At 35.4% G+C, this 15,050-nt stretch carries 14 protein-coding genes; 5 read left to right on the plus strand and 9 right to left on the minus strand.

All coding sequences use genetic code 11. The features are described 5' to 3' along the window. Positions 1–164: 164 nt before the first annotated feature. The 5 genes from WHA43_RS01620 to WHA43_RS01640 all read left to right on the plus strand — a co-directional run bounded on the left by WHA43_RS01620 (position 165) and on the right by WHA43_RS01640 (position 4,900). Positions 165–674, plus strand: coding sequence for an RNA polymerase sigma factor (locus WHA43_RS01620; RefSeq protein ID WP_105045427.1), 510 nt, complete (start codon positions 165–167; stop codon positions 672–674). Next, complete coding sequence (locus WHA43_RS01625) at positions 661–1,095, plus strand: hypothetical protein (protein WP_105045428.1); 435 nt, start codon at positions 661–663, stop codon at positions 1,093–1,095. Before WHA43_RS01620 ends, WHA43_RS01625 begins: the two co-directional genes overlap by 14 nt. Before the next feature lie 60 nt (positions 1,096–1,155). Next, a complete protein-coding gene (locus tag WHA43_RS01630; protein ID WP_105045429.1) occupies positions 1,156–1,671 on the plus strand; it encodes a DUF4252 domain-containing protein in 516 nt (171 codons plus the stop codon). A 70-nt stretch (positions 1,672–1,741) separates the two neighbouring features. Further along, on the plus strand, positions 1,742–2,275 hold the full coding sequence (locus WHA43_RS01635; protein ID WP_105045430.1) for a DUF4252 domain-containing protein: 534 nt from the start codon (positions 1,742–1,744) through the stop codon (positions 2,273–2,275). A gap of 183 nt (positions 2,276–2,458) precedes the next feature. Next, complete coding sequence (locus WHA43_RS01640) at positions 2,459–4,900, plus strand: M1 family metallopeptidase (RefSeq protein ID WP_105045431.1); 2,442 nt, start codon at positions 2,459–2,461, stop codon at positions 4,898–4,900. Here the strand turns inward: WHA43_RS01640 and WHA43_RS01645 are convergent, their stop codons facing one another. The 9 genes from WHA43_RS01645 to WHA43_RS01685 form a co-directional block, all read right to left on the minus strand. Further along, on the minus strand, positions 4,901–5,569 hold the full coding sequence (locus WHA43_RS01645) for an SOS response-associated peptidase (protein ID WP_340828664.1): 669 nt from the start codon (positions 5,567–5,569) through the stop codon (positions 4,901–4,903). 6 nt (positions 5,570–5,575) lie between these two features. Beyond that, positions 5,576–6,654 (minus strand): IS3 family transposase gene (locus WHA43_RS01650; protein WP_226742795.1). Its coding sequence is split into 2 segments (ribosomal slippage): positions 5,576–6,393 and positions 6,393–6,654, totalling 1,080 coding nucleotides; the frame shifts between segments, so codons are not numbered across the junction. A 28-nt stretch (positions 6,655–6,682) separates the two neighbouring features. Continuing rightward, entirely contained in the window at positions 6,683–7,225 is a 543-nt protein-coding gene (locus WHA43_RS01655) for a hypothetical protein (RefSeq protein WP_226742901.1), read from the minus strand. Between the two features lie 275 nt (positions 7,226–7,500). Further along, positions 7,501–10,137: a DEAD/DEAH box helicase gene (locus WHA43_RS01660; RefSeq protein ID WP_105045433.1), complete on the minus strand. Its 2,637-nt coding sequence runs from the start codon at positions 10,135–10,137 to the stop codon at positions 7,501–7,503. Between the two features lie 211 nt (positions 10,138–10,348). Next, positions 10,349–11,434: a Fic family protein gene (locus WHA43_RS01665; protein ID WP_105045434.1), complete on the minus strand. Its 1,086-nt coding sequence runs from the start codon at positions 11,432–11,434 to the stop codon at positions 10,349–10,351. Beyond that, a complete protein-coding gene (locus tag WHA43_RS01670) occupies positions 11,431–11,796 on the minus strand; it encodes a four helix bundle protein (RefSeq protein ID WP_105045435.1) in 366 nt (121 codons plus the stop codon). The genes WHA43_RS01665 and WHA43_RS01670 overlap by 4 nt, the downstream gene beginning before the upstream one ends. 23 nt (positions 11,797–11,819) lie before the next feature. Next, positions 11,820–13,433 (minus strand): site-specific DNA-methyltransferase, encoded by a 1,614-nt coding sequence (locus WHA43_RS01675; protein ID WP_105045436.1) that lies wholly within the window; start codon positions 13,431–13,433, stop codon positions 11,820–11,822. A 1-nt stretch (position 13,434) separates the two neighbouring features. Then, a complete protein-coding gene (locus tag WHA43_RS01680) occupies positions 13,435–14,403 on the minus strand; it encodes a 5'-nucleotidase (RefSeq protein WP_105045437.1) in 969 nt (322 codons plus the stop codon). After that, a complete protein-coding gene (locus WHA43_RS01685; RefSeq protein WP_105045438.1) occupies positions 14,404–14,601 on the minus strand; it encodes a helix-turn-helix domain-containing protein in 198 nt (65 codons plus the stop codon). It abuts the gene before it with no gap. Positions 14,602–15,050: the final 449 nt, after the last annotated feature.

A 15,050-nucleotide genomic window follows, 5' to 3' on the forward strand; every position in this document is an offset into this window, starting at 1 on the left:
TGTATTGCTACTTTTTCAATCAAAGTATTAAGGAACTTTCATCATATAAAGTTAAAAGAACGCATTAAATTTTTATTTTCTTTGTAACAAAACAATTCCTCTCTCGTCATGATAATGTACGACTGTTATACGAGATGAAAAAATAGCAGTAAACAAACAAAACAATGAACCAATCAGACTTTTTAAAAGTAGTGTTACCGTTTAAAGACAAAGTATTTCGTTTGGCAAAACGATTGCTTGTTTCTACAGAAGAAGCTGAAGATGCAACGCAAGAACTTTTTTTTAAACTGTGGAAAAGTAAAGACAAAATCGCTGATTATAACAATGTTGAGGCCTTTGCCATGACAATGACTAAAAATTATTGTTTCGACAGATTAAAGTCAAAGCAGGCTAGTAACCTTACCTTAGTTCACAGCAATTACGAAGCAAAAGAAACGTCGTTAGACAAAAAATTAGAATATGAAGACAGTGTAAACCAAGTGTATAAACTCATTGAACAATTGCCCGATCAACAAAAAATCATCATTCAATTGCGAGATATAGAACAATATGATTTGGAAGAAATAGGTAAAATGGTGGATATGAAACCCACCGCAGTAAGAGTAGCATTGTCTAGAGCAAGAAAAACAATTCGTGAAGAACTCATTAAAAAACACAACTATGGAATCAGTTAACATAGAAAAAATCGTAGAGAAATATTTTGAAGGCACTACCACCTTACAAGAAGAAGCCATCCTTAAAAACTATTTTGCACAAGGAAATGTTGCTCCTCACTTGCAAGAATACCAGCCGCTTTTCAGCTATTTTGCTACTGCACAAGAGGAAAGTTATACCAAATCCATTCAGCTAACACCCAAGCAATCGCAACGTAAAAATCGCTATTGGATGTCTATAGCTGCCTCAATTGCCTTATTAGTGAGTGTATTTGTTGGCAAACAACAATACGATGAATACCAACAAAGGCAAGAAGCCGAACGCTTATTTGCAGAGTTGTCTAAAGGATTGCGATTGTTGTCAACCAATCTACAAAAAGGAGAGCAAGCAGTTGCTACTTTATACACCTACGAAAAAGCCGTTCAAAAAGTAACCGAATAAAAAATAAACCAAGTAAACGTTAAACCAAGTAAAAAGTAAAACCAAGTAAATATCGTAATTATGAAAAAAATATTCTTATTCATTGCATTAGCATTTGCACCAATCGTTAGTAATGCTCAGTCGTTTTTTGATTCTTTAGAAGACATGGAAGGGGTAGATATGGTTGTTGTTACCAAAGATGCTTTCGAATTGATTTCGAAGTTTAAAAATGTAAAAATTGATGACAACGAAGGCATGAAAGTATTTCAAATGATCAGAGATTTGAAAGAATTTAAAATGTTCTCAACCAATCAAACAGCGGTGGCAAACAAAATGGAAACCATGGTTGAAACCGCCATCAAAAAGCAAAACTTAACCCAGTTGATGCGCATCAAAGAAGATGATTCTCGAATCAAAATTTATGTAAAAGCATCTAACAATAAAGATTTTGTAAGCGAAGTATTGATGTTTATCAAAGGCATTAGCAAACAAACCAATAAGGCTTCAGAGTCTATGGTGGTTTCGTTAACGGGTAACATCGATATCAATAAAATGTCTAATTTAGCAGATACTTTTTTAAACGAAAAAAAGAAATAATAATTTAGAATACAGGTAGTTGAGTGTTATCAATTCAACTACTTGTTTTAATTAATAAAACAACAATCTCATGATCAAATCAAGCACCATCCTCTCGTTATTGCTAGTTGTTTTTTTAGCAACTTCTTGCAACAACGACAAATCGCTTCAAAAATATTTGGTAGAAACTAGCGGAAAAGAAGGTTTTATGACAGGCGATATTCCTGTAAGTTCTTTGATTTCTGCAAAAGCAGATGTTTCAGACGAAATCAAAGAAACCATCAAAAGCGTGCAAAAAATAAACGTAGTCTTCTTGGCTAAAACCGACGAAAATCAGGCTTTGTATGAAACAGAGAAAAGTACTTTGAAACGTATTTTCACCAACAAAGACTATAAAAGTTTAGGAAAAATGAAAGCGCAAGGCATGAATATCAGTGTGTATTATACGGGCGAAACAGACTCTTTAGACGAAGTAATTGCCTTTGGATACAGCAATGAGGTTGGTGTTGGGGTAGCCAGATTGTTGGGCGAAAATATGAATCCTGCAAAAATGTTAGATATGCTGCAAAACATCACTATGGATGAAAACAGCGTAAAAAGCATTGGCGGTATGTTTAAAAATTAAGCAACCAAAATTTAGTTGTTCACCTATGCAAAAGCCAAGTGTCTGTTGAGATGCTTGGCTTTTTTCTTCTAGAACGTTTGTAAAACTTTTTCTCACGTACAAATTCAAGGATATTTAACGACGCATTAACAGCAACTGGCATGTATTTTGTTATTTTTGACCCGTAGAATATTAAAATGACTTATGAAGTTTTCTAACCTCTTTTTTGCAGCGCTGCTTTGTGTGCAACAATTTTTAAGTGCTCAAAATCCTACTTATCAACCTGAAAGAGAAAAAATCTACAATTTGGTGCATACCAAACTAAATGTCGATTTCAATTTTGCGGCTAAAACCATGAATGGCGAAGCTTGGATTACCGCAAAACCTCATTTTTACAGCAGCAAAAGCATCACCTTAGATGCCAAAGCCATGCTGATTCACGAAGTAAAAATGAACCAAAAACCATTGCCTTTTTCCTATGATGACAATCTAAAACTAACGATTCAACTTCCTAAAACTTATCAAAAAGACGAAGAATTTACCCTGTACATCAAATACACAGCACAACCTGAAAAAGTGTATCAAAAGGGCAGTAGTGCCATTACAGATGCCAAAGGGTTGTATTTTATAAATCCTGACGGATTGAACAAAAACAAACCCAAACAAATCTGGACACAGGGTGAAACTGAAGCGAGTAGCTGTTGGTTTCCAACGATTGATGCACCCAACCAAAAAACTACCCAAGAAATCTACATTACAGTGCCCAATGAATATGTTACGCTATCAAACGGAATTTTAGTAAATCAAACCAAAAAAGGCAATCTTCGTACGGATTATTGGAAAATGGATCAAAAGCACGCGCCCTACCTGTTTTTTATGGGAATTGGTGAGTTCGAAATCATTAAAGATGCTTATAAAAATATCTCCGTAGATTATTATGTTGAAAAAGAATATGCGCCTTATGCCAAAGCGATTTTTGGATTGACACCCGAAATGATAGGCTTTTTCGAGAGCAAATTAGGGGTAAAGTATCCGTGGGCAAAATACAGCCAAATGGTGGTGAGAGATTACGTTTCGGGAGCTATGGAAAACACCACTGCTGTAGTGCATGGTGACCAAGCCTACCAAAAACCGGGACAATTGATTGATGAAAACATTCATGAAAATACCATTGCTCACGAACTATTTCATCATTGGTTTGGCAATTTGGTAACTTCAGAAAGTTGGAGCAACCTTACCCTCAACGAATCGTTTGCGAATTACAGCGAATATTTGTGGCGCGAATACAAATACGGCAAAACCGATGCTGAAATGCATCTTTACGAGCAAGTGAGTGCGTATAAAGACGGACAAAATATCGATAAAAAATTGGTGCGTTTTGACTATGCTGATAAAGAAGACATGTTCGATGAAATCAGCTATAACAAAGGGGGTGCTATTTTACACATGTTGCGAAAATATGTGGGGGATGAGGCTTTTTTCTTAGGCTTGCAAACCTATTTAACCGAGTATCAATACCAAGCTACAGAGGTACATCAATTGCGATTGATTTTCGAGAAAATTACCGGCAAAGACCTCAATTGGTTTTTCAATCAATGGTATTATGGGGCAGCGCATCCTAGTTTAGAGATTTCGTACGATTACAATACCTTGCGCAAAACAGTCACTGTAAATGTGTTGCAATTGCAAGCAGATACGTTTCAGTTTCCATTAGCTATTGATATTTTTGAGGGCAATGCGCGTAAAAGACATCAGGTGTTTGTAAGTGGAAAAGATGCGTCTTTTACTTTTCCGTATCAAACTCAACCCAACTTGATTCAGGTAAATGCGGATGGCGTGTTGCTATGCGACATCACCGAAAATAAAGTGTTGAATGATTATATATTTCAACTGCGCAAAGCCGATAATTTTGAACACAGAAGAGAAGCTTTGTTACAAGTTGCCAAAAGACAAGAAGACAAAAATGCGTTTGATGCCATCGTCAATGCTTTGGATGATGATGCCTATAAAATCAGAATTTTAGCATTGCAACAAATCGATTTGATCAACAAATTTGCGAAAAAGGATGCCATTCAAAAAATCATGAAAATGGCAAATAACGACCCTAAAACTTTGGTACAAGCAGAAGCCATTCACACCTTAGGCAAATTGACAGACCCTGAGTTGAAACCCATCTTTTTAAAAGCCTTAGAAAGCCAGTCGTATTCGGTGTTGGGCAAAGCTTTGGTGTCTATGTATTATGTGGACAAACCCGCAGCAATTGCCAAATCGAAACAATTGCCAGACGAAGTGCGTCAGATTTTAGCTACACCCTTAACACGTATTTTTATCGAAGAAAATGACGAATCTGAATTGCCTTTTGTGGCCAAAAACGTCTTATCGGGCATGTTTTTAACGGGCGATGATGCTACAAAAAACTTGTTTCAAAAAGCCTTTAAACAAATCACCGAAAGCAACAATACCGAAGCCATTCAGAACGTGGTAGATGATATGGTGGTGAAAGGCAAGCAGTACCAACAATTTAGTTTTGATAAAGTAGTCATCAACTTAATGCGTACGATGATTCAAGAGCAACAACGATTGAACAAGTCGAACAGCGAAAAAAATGTCACCATCATCAAAGCTGCTATGGCAAAACTCCTATAATCAAAACAATCGGTAATGTTCGTTCATAGCTTTGGCAACCAGCGGCACTTGATACGGATACGCAAAGCCAGTAATAGAAGCTTGGTGTAGCCATGCCTGCTCGTCTTTTGGCTGCAAAATAACAGGCATTCTTTTTTTGATGTTGTGTATGCTCGCCATCAATTCGTTGGCAGCTGTGGTAATTATGGTACACGTGCTTTTGAGCGTACCTGTGTGCGCATCAACCCAATGCGAGTACAAACCCGCAAAGGCAAATAGGGCTTCGTTTTCTAGGCCAATTTCATATTTCACCTTGTTTTTCCCTTTGCTATCTAGCCATTGCCATTCGTAAAAACCATTGGCGATGACCAAACAACGTTGGGTAAGCACGTCTTTAAAAGCAGGTTTTTCGTGCAAGGTTTCTATTTTGGCATTCAAGGTCATTTTTTTGATATCCTCGTTTTTTGCCCATCCAGGGATCAAGCCCCAAGCAAAAGACTGAATCAACGAAGGGTCTTGTTGGGTAATCACAGGCAACAACGGAAAGCTAAACCCATTGAGTTGTTCTTGAGGAACAAACAACGAACCCGATGCTATTTCGGCATCAAAGCGCTGTGACATGGCTTTGGGGGTTGAGGTTTGTTTTACGTGGTGGTGTAAGCTTCCCTTAAATTCGATCCATTCAAAAATAGAATTTTATTCATTTAATCTGTATTCAATTGGTGATTTATTTTTAAGTGATTTATGTGGTCTATTGTAATTATAATCGTTTATCCACTCTTGGCTTATATCTTTTACTTCTTGGATAGATTTAAACACGTAAGCATTGAGTATATCTCTTCTAAAAGTCCCGTTTAATCTTTCAATAAAAGCATTTTGTGTTGGTTCTCCTGGTTGGATAAATATGAGTTTAATCTCATTTTCTTTGCACCAACTATCGAGTTTTGCACTTATAAATTCGGGACCATTATCAACCCTAATCATTTTTGGTAATCCTCTACGTTCGCCTATTTGGGCTAAGCATCTAATAACTCTTAGTGTTGGTAATGAGGTATCTGTTTCAATCATCAATACTTCTCTATTATAATCATCTATAACGTTTAATAATCGGATTCTTCTACCATTCCACAGAGAATCACTCATAAAATCAATACTCCAAACTTCGTTCATTTGCGTTGGCTGAAATAGTTGTTGTTTGACTCTTGCAGGTAATCTTTTCTTGGAACGTCTTCTTATATTTAATTTCATGGATGTATAAATGCGATATAATTTTTTGTGATTAACAAGAGTTCCTGACTTTCGTATGCGATGATAACTTTGCCAAAAACCAATGGTTACATGTTTTTGTACCAGCAAATCAAGTTGTTTTATAAATACATCATCTTGCTTAACAACCGCCTTGTAACTGAAGCTACTTCTAGGAACTGTGACTATTTTACACGCTTTACGTTCACTTATAGCATAATTACTTGTGATGTAAGTGACTAGTTCTTTTTTCTCGCAAAGCGTTAAAGCTTTTTTTCAATCACATCTTTTAATGCTTGATTCATCAGTGCTAAATCGGCATACATTCTTTTGAGCTTTGAATTCTCTGCTTCTAGTTCTTTTATGCGTTTTAGTTCTGTGGCATCCATACCTCCATATTTGCTTTTCCAACGATAAAACGTTTTGTCGGATATACCATTGGCTCTGGCAATATCGGTAACTTTAACTCCTTGCTCTTGTTGTTTTAACATGGCAACAATCTGGTTTTCGGTAAATTGGGTTGTCTTCATAAGTTTTCGGCTTTAAATTTAATAATTTTTACTGAACGCGCTCCTTCGTCGCTTGTCGAATTCTATTTTTAAATGGCCGAATTTTGGGGAAGCTTACATAATTATTCGCAAAATTGGTAATGTGTTGTTGAATTCCCACTTCACCTGTTGGGTATTGTGGCGGAAAACTACTGTGTATATGCAGCCAAGTAGCAATAGGGTCGCTAAAGACTTCTTCCTTTTGGTTGGTCACCGTAAGTTTGCTATCCATAATGGTAAACTGCCCTTGTAAGGTATCCTTTTCATAATACGCAATAAATGAGCGTACAGGTCCATTGGGTTTGGTAAGGGTAAGGATGAGCTTATCATTTTTGCGAATGCTGATGTTCCCTACAACCGTATCATTGGCAAATTCGCAATGCAAGGTTGTACCCACTTGTGGGTTGTGCAATTGCCAATGACCTTGTTTGCGCTGCAAACTGTTTAGTTGGTTTAAGGGAATAGTTTTGGTATATAAACTGTCTTGACCATGGCTTAGGGTATGGAATGAAAAAATAAAAGTGAGTGCAATGCAATAATAAAATGATTTCATTTAGACTAAAAAAATATGTTGATTCCTATTTTTATTTATATGTGATGACACTTTTCGCAGCACCTCTTGGATTATCCAAGGGGAGCGCAAGCGCCTTGCTCGTGAAGGTAAATTTAATCAATTGCTGAAATAGTAATGTCGTTATTTTTATATTTTAAAAGATATTTTTTTTGAGTAGGAGTGGGGTGTTTGCGCTAGTTGGGTACGAACTTGACGCCCTCACTAGCTAGGTTTTAAGTTAGCAAAAGAAATAGAGACTTATAAAAGTTTAAGTTTTACATTTTACTTATCAATTCCTTTGCTTTGTCCAACGTGTATGCTCCTTTAATTTCTTTCTTGTCAAATACCATAAAATAGGCAAATTCTTGTCCTGCTTGTCGTTCCCATTCGTTACCTAATCTGCATTTTGCCTCACTGTCTGAACCGTCTAAATGGTCTCCTTTGGTTTCTATTAAAATCGTCTTTCCCGATTTTGTCTGCATTATAAAATCAGGGTAGTGGTTGGCTTTAAATCCGTTGATGTAAAATCCTTTACCACGTTCTAGGTTTCTATGCCAAAATGCAACATTAGAGGAAGTTCCGATTTCCATTGCAACTCGTTCTTCAAATCCATTCATTGAGCCTTCTCTTTCGTAAAGTGAATTTCCAATGGATGAACCTGTATTACCTGGCACAATTTCGTTGCCTAATTTCCAATTTGCTTTGGTGTTTATTTTTTTAGATTTTAGTAAGTCCATAAAACGACCTTCTGCATACGAGTCAGACAATTGGCGGATTTTACCTTTTATTTTATCCGTATAGCTCCATTTCCTTACCAGTATATCTCGAAGTTGTTCGGTGTTCATACTTTTCAAAATACGTCCAATATAAACCTTAATTTCTTGGTCGGGAATTGGGTACATATTTCCTATAATCTGCATCATTTGATGTGTGATGTCTGTTATTTGATTGTCTTTAGGTTTAGCTAAAATGTATTCTGCGATTGGGTCTTTTACCATACTATCTTCAATTTTGGTAAAAGATGGTCTGTATTCGTTCTTTTTAGATTCTTCTAAGTCTATTTTGTATAAGTCAGACGAAATCTGGTCAAAGTCAATTTTGATGTCTTCGTCTGAAAGTTTAAAATCTTTTAGCAAGGATTCACGATTAAGAAATTCTTCTTCTGTGCCGAAAATGTCGCTTGCTGTTACTTTAATGAAGAATTGCGGAAACTCAATTTTGTCAATGAAATCCTTATTGGAATCCTTAACTTTATAACGTTTTACTTTTGTACCCATTTCTTGAAATATAGTTGAGTAAACAGGTTGTTTTTCCTGTTCTTTTATTTGTTCCTCTAATTTTCGGTTTTGTTCTTCTGCAATGGTTTCAATTTCTGTAATTACCGAAGTTGTTACCGTTTCTTCTTCGTCTACATTTGGGTCAAACGTTACTCTATTTTTGTCTATCGTTTCATCTTGTTCTTCAACTTGTTGTTCTGGGAAAAGAAAAGATTCAACTGGGTCTGTTGTAACTGTTTTCTTTTCTTCTTCGGTCATTTTATCGACTTTGCGATAATCTTTTTCGCTGAAACCTGATTCTTGTAACCCTTTTACAATACTTTGTAAGGTTTCGTTGAACTTGGCAGAAGCCGTGAGAACATAAGAAAGGTTTAATTGAAATGATTTATGCTTTTGAACATAAGGCTGTCGTAAAACACGACCTAAAATTTGTTCTACATCAACCGAACTTGATTTGTCTGCTAATGATGCCAAAATGTATGCAAACGGACAATCCCAACCTTCTTTTAATGCGTTGATGGTAATGATGTAACGAACTTCACATTCCTTGCTCATTAAATCTATACCTTTCAACTCGTCAATATTGGCAGTTTTGATTTTGATATGACTTTCTGGAATACCTAAACCTAACAATTGTTCTTTCAGTTTTTCAAAAGTTGTGTTATCGTCTTTGGTTTTGGGTTGTGCTTGAAAAAGTACAATCGGACGAATGTATTTACCGCCTTCGGATTCTTGCTTTTTAGCAAGATTCTCTAATTTTCGTTGTAAATGCAAAGCATTGTTTATTACTTCCGTTTTATCGTGGTTGTTATACACGATTACAGGAAGTTTTACCATATGTTCCTTTTTTAGTTCAATGGCAGGAACAAGACTTACTATATTGCTATTGGCTTTTGGTGTAGCTGTTAAGTCTAAAATGAATGACGGATTCAAGTTTTTGAGCATATCTACACTCAAATCACTTTCTGCGTTGTGGCTTTCATCCACTACCAAGACAGGATTGAGGTAACGCAACACATTAATTAACGCTGTATCATCTACACCACTCAGAATATGCTCGCTGTTTTTGTATTGGGACACAAAGGCTTCCAACTGTCCATTTTCTTGAAATACCTTTCTATCTTCTTTGTTGTTTGCTCTTAAACTGGCAAAACTCATTACAAAAATACTCAACTGGTCTCTGACAACTGTTGGATTGAAGTTTGAACCCTGTAATAAATCTGCTTTTTGATAAATTTCAACTCGGTTATTAAAAAGGGAATTCAGTTTTTGACGATAAGGATGTTCTGGATTGGAAAGCGTATTTACCGTTTGTTGTAATAAATTACTCCAAGGTACTAACCAAATTACAGCTTTGGGTTTTGCGGAATCGTAAGCTGAAAAAATGCTATGCAATGCATTAACGGCAATAAAAGTTTTGCCGCCTGCCGTTGGCACTTTCACGCAGACGTGGGCTGCATTTGGAATGTTATTTTTATAGGATTCCATTCCTGTGCCATCCAATGGATTGTAAGGTCCAATTTTGTCTTCCCAATATTGGTTAAATGCTTTGGCTAAACTTTTATGCTCTTGAACATAACCCAAGTATTCTTCCAAATTCTCAATTACTTTTCGCTGATAACTTTTTAATTCCATATTTCTACTAATTTATCGTGCACAACACCTGTCATCTTCTTGTGCATTCCCTATTTCTTTGCATAACAAAGCGCTATTTCTTGTGTATAAAAATTTAACGTGTTTAAAAATCTTTACTTTCTTATCCATATTATTATTTAATGTATAAGAAAAGCTATTTTTTGTACACGTTATCCTTATATGTATAAGAAAACCACTTTTTCTATACATATTATCTTTCTTTCAATATTTTCAAGAGCGGTTCATTGATATAATAATTACTCCGCCCAATTTTAACTTTTGTGAGCATTTTTGCTTTTGCCAATTCATTTAAATACAAGGTTGCTGTATGCCTGTGCACCCTTAATTCTTTTTCTAAAAAACTGATTTTAGAATAAGGGTGCTTAAAAAGGATATTGATTAAATCGTGGCTATAGAAACTATAATTGCTTCGGATTTCTTTTTTGTAGTCGTCCATTAGCAGTTTTATTTTATTTACCACTACAATGGTTTCTTTAGCAGTAAGTTCAACGCCTTTCAACATCCACACAATCCATTCTTCCCAACTTCCTTTTGTACGAACTTCTTGTAATAAGCGGTAATAATCGCTTTTATTTTTAATGATGTAACTACTTAGATACAGAACAGGAATATCTAACAAGCCTTGTTGCACCAAGTATAGAATATTTAACAAACGCCCCGTTCTGCCATTGCCGTCTAAAAAAGGATGAATACTCTCAAACTGAAAATGGATGATAGGCATTTTTATCAAAGCATCTATATCGTGAAAATCTGGCACGTTAATGTAACGCTCCAAATTATCGAGTAAACTTTGAATTTCATAATAATGTTGCGGAGGTGTGTAAACAACTTCTTGCGTTTTAGGATTTTTTAAAACAGTTCCCGGTATTTTCCGAATTGGATGATTAGGTGAAATTAATTCTTGAATACGTTTTATATCATTGACTGTTAGCAATCCTTTATTTCTAACAATCTCCAATCCTAATTTTATAGCCTTGGAATAGTTAAGCGCCTCTTTTGCCGTAACCGAAGCCACCGTTTCATCAATGCTGGCTTGGTACATTTCATCATCTGTAGTTACAATATTCTCAATTTCGTTACTGTCTTTTGCTTCTTGAAGCGTAAGCGTATCAAGCAATATTTGAGAATTTGGAATTTTAGAAACCTCTCCTTTAAGTTGACCTAGTGCTCGTGAAGCCCTATTCAATTGTTTTAATATAGTTACAGACTCAGAATCTATTTTAGGTGGTAGATTCTCAATGATGAATGATGAATGATGAATGTTGGATTCGTTCATTTTTTCAAATTTTGTTTTACAGTTAGAATTGAGCTTTTTAGGATTTTCAAAAGTTCATTTGCATTTCCGCAAATACTTTCAAATTCACTTTGATTGATAAACTCAGTTTCTTTTAAAAGTTCAAGCCAATAAATGGATTCATCACATTCTTTTTGAGCAATTCCAAGTTTATGGATAAAGTCTGCTTTGCTCTCTGCATTTTGAGCTTCACGAACTAATGCTCCAACGGCTGTTCCACTTCGTAATAGTTGCTTACTCATTACAAACTCTTTTTTCTCTGCTAATAGAAACTTGTAGAGATTAACAATCCTTATTGCAAAAGCAAAAGACTTGTCGAGTAATATGTTTTCTCTTTTTTTCATAATTCATCGTTCAACATTCATAACTAAAACCGTGTGATGTCTCTTGGTATTTTTTTGAAAATGATGTTCTTCTTTGCCATAAAATCCTTTGGCAACAAACAATTGTCGGCATAGATTACATATTGCTCGCCTTTGGTTTTGATGAGTTCCAAAGCATCAAAATCTAATGTGGTTAGTCTGTCTTTTTCGTAAATGAAATAATATGCCGATTCATCTTTTTTGCCTAAAAAATAAGGTTCTTTGTTTGGCTCTTTAAATGAAGTTCGAGTTTCCGAAAACCAAATGTATTCTCTGATTTTTGCCAAGCCAACTTTCTCGTTTAGGTTTAGGTTTTCATCAAATAATGGTAAGCCGAGTTCGTAAAAGTCAAATGCTCCGCCTGTTCCTGCTACTGCTTTTGCTCCTGTACCATATCCTTTGGTTACTCGCTTTACTCTTTCTGCTGTAATATCATTGGCGTAATCTTCCATTTCAACTAAAATGAATTTTCGATTGCCATTGTCTTGTTCATTCAAGTTCAATACTGCGTGGGCAGTTGTTCCTGAACCTGCGAATGAGTCTAGGATAATTGAATCTTTTTCGGTTGATAATTCAAGCATTCTTTTGATTAATTGGAATGGCTTCGGAAAGTCAAAAGTCGAAGAGTTAGAAAATATTTCTTTAATTGTTTTTTTTGAAGTTCTATTACTACCTACGTCTGTATGATTCCACAACGTTTCTGCTGGTCGTTCAGAGTTTTCAGCAAAAATTCTTGTATAAACAGACCACCCATTATTGCTTTTAATAAATTCAATTCTATCTTTTTGTTTTTCATAAGTATCTTTTTTCCATCTCCATCTACCTTCGGAACCATCCTGTTTTAGAGGATAAACATCTTCTCCATTAGGGGCTTTTATTGAGTAAAACATTGTTGGACGAGCTTCTCTTGTATCATCTCCACTCCCCATTGCTCTTAAAGATTTTAAATAGTAAGCCTTACCATCAGAACTTCTTTTATTATAATGTTTAGGTAAATTCTCATTATCTAATTTAAGTCTAGAAATATTAAAAACTGCAATATTTTTGGAATAATTTAGTATATACTCGTGCTTAGTTGAGTAAAATTGAGCATCCATTCTTGGGCTATCAGATCTTTCCCAAACAATATTTGAAAGAAAATTCCTAACCCCAAAAATCTCATCACAAATCAATTTTAAATTAGCTTGTTCATTATCATCAATACTTATAAAAATAGCCCCATCATCTGCCAAAAGTTTATGAAGTAATTTCAATCGTGGGTACATCATACACAACCATTTATCATGGCGTGTAAGGTCTTCGCCATCTTTGCCTACCACTTCGCCTAACCATTTTTTTATTTTCGGGTGGTTTACATTGTCGTTATACACCCAATTTTCATTGCCTGTATTGTACGGTGGGTCAATATAGATGCACTTTACTTTTCCTTCGTATTCGGGCAACAAACTTTTTAAGGCTTCAAGGTTGTCACCGTTTATGATTTTGTTTCCGCTGTTGGTTGGTTCGGTTTGTTCGCCATTATCTGCTGTAAAACCATATTTGTGTTCCAAAACCCTGTATGGTACATCTTGGTGGTGGCTCACCACTTTTTCTTTTCCTATCCAATTGAGTGTTGGCATATTAGTTTTCTTTTATTTTCTTCGGTTCTACAATAATTTCCTTCTCATAATTTTTGAGAATGGAATTGGTTTTATACAATACTCGTCCGCAAGGAATCTTTTTACTTGAATCACTTAAATGAGTATGTTGGTCGTCAAAAAAGATATGAGCACCAAATGCTTCTAAAACTTTTTCTTTTGGCAGTCCGCCCATAAAGTAAGCTTCATCAACGTAAACATTCCAATGTCTTAGCGTTTTGATTACTCGCATATGGCTTGGTGCATTTCGAGCTGTAACTATTGCAATACGTAAAGGTGAAAGTTCCTTTTCAACGGGCAGGAAGTCTTGAATATCGGATAGTTTTCTTAGTAGTACTGCAAAAGGGCCATCATTCAAAGGCACATCTTCATTTTCCTTCTCGTGTTTATGAAATGCGTCAATATCTTTGGTCTTGTAAATGATTTCAGATTCTTCTGAAAACACAACTGCATCTGCATCAAAAGCAAATTTTACTCTGTCCGTTTCAGGCTCAAAATTTTGTGGTGGGTCGTATATTAATGCAGTTGCACAATTTGCTGTGTCAGCAATTTTTTGAACGTCACTTTCGTCACGAGAAAGAAATAAGTCAATATCAAAAGCATCAATGAAAGGGGCAAGTGGTTCGCCACCTGAAAATGCCCATCTTGTTATTGGAAGTTTATAGTGTTCAATTGCTTTTAAAACTCTTACTCCTGTTTCGGGGCTGTTTCTTGACATTACTACAACTTCAACGATTGGGTTTTTCTTGTCAACGTGTGTATTTAGTTTTAGCAAAGCTTCAACCAATGGAAATGCAGTTCCTTTTTCAAGTAGTTTGTCTTCATTAGCCAATTGGTATTCCCGAAATCCACGAATATTTTTTTCTCTAAAAATCTGTTCTTCTTCTTCGAGATTGAAAAGTGCTCTCGAAGAAACACCAACCACTAATATTTTTGAAAAGTCTACTGGCATCTATTTTTCTTTGTTTGATATTATCAATTCTTTCACGTCAATGTCCAAAATTTCAGCTATTTCCATTAAGGTTTCCAAGCGTGGTTGTTGTCGGTTTTGAGCATAAGCATTTACCATATTGTAGCTTTTCCCAAGTTTTTCAGCCAACCAAGTCTGCTTAATTCCTTTCTGTTCCAACACTTCTTTAATTCTGTTCATTGTAATTCGGTCTTGTCTATTTTCAAAGGTCTAATTGAATCGCTTCGCTTATTTCAGACGTTATTATGTCAGCCGCTAATTTAGTCAGTTTATTTTAAATATCTTAAAAAACTGTGTATATAATGTAAATATTTTGTTAAGGTGCGGTGGAAAAGGGCAAGCTCTTTTGGTTTTTCAGCGTTGGCTTTGTGTGTCGGTAAAAACCAAATGTGCTTGACCGAGCGTTGGCTTTTTACACTGACGCACAAATGGTTTACATGCGCAACTTCATATAACATTAATAAATTAACAGCTTATATACTAACCCCTAAAATACACTTTTTTTAAAAGCAAAAACACCCCAAAACAAAAAACAGTGTTTTTCCTATAAGTTGTTAAGGAAAAACACGGTGTAAAACTTTTTCAAGAAAGCTTTACAGTTACATAAACACAAAGTTTTCGGTTTTAGT

It is taken from the genome of Polaribacter gangjinensis, assembly GCF_038024125.1.
Taxonomy (GTDB): Bacteria; Bacteroidota; Bacteroidia; order Flavobacteriales; family Flavobacteriaceae; genus Polaribacter; species Polaribacter gangjinensis.

Coding starts and splice junctions, on each gene's coding strand:
- WHA43_RS01670 (WP_105045435.1), bottom strand. CDS start 11,796: ATGAAAAAAAGAGAAAACATATTACTCGACAAGTCTTTTGCTTTTGCA.
- WHA43_RS01630 (WP_105045429.1), top strand. CDS start 1,156: ATGAAAAAAATATTCTTATTCATTGCATTAGCATTTGCACCAATCGTT.
- WHA43_RS01675 (WP_105045436.1), bottom strand. CDS start 13,433: ATGCCAACACTCAATTGGATAGGAAAAGAAAAAGTGGTGAGCCACCAC.
- WHA43_RS01625 (WP_105045428.1), top strand. CDS start 661: ATGGAATCAGTTAACATAGAAAAAATCGTAGAGAAATATTTTGAAGGC.
- WHA43_RS01665 (WP_105045434.1), bottom strand. CDS start 11,434: ATGAACGAATCCAACATTCATCATTCATCATTCATCATTGAGAATCTA.
- WHA43_RS01620 (WP_105045427.1), top strand. CDS start 165: ATGAACCAATCAGACTTTTTAAAAGTAGTGTTACCGTTTAAAGACAAA.
- WHA43_RS01640 (WP_105045431.1), top strand. CDS start 2,459: ATGAAGTTTTCTAACCTCTTTTTTGCAGCGCTGCTTTGTGTGCAACAA.
- WHA43_RS01680 (WP_105045437.1), bottom strand. CDS start 14,403: ATGCCAGTAGACTTTTCAAAAATATTAGTGGTTGGTGTTTCTTCGAGA.
- WHA43_RS01660 (WP_105045433.1), bottom strand. CDS start 10,137: ATGGAATTAAAAAGTTATCAGCGAAAAGTAATTGAGAATTTGGAAGAA.
- WHA43_RS01655 (WP_226742901.1), bottom strand. CDS start 7,225: ATGAAATCATTTTATTATTGCATTGCACTCACTTTTATTTTTTCATTC.
- WHA43_RS01635 (WP_105045430.1), top strand. CDS start 1,742: ATGATCAAATCAAGCACCATCCTCTCGTTATTGCTAGTTGTTTTTTTA.
- WHA43_RS01685 (WP_105045438.1), bottom strand. CDS start 14,601: ATGAACAGAATTAAAGAAGTGTTGGAACAGAAAGGAATTAAGCAGACT.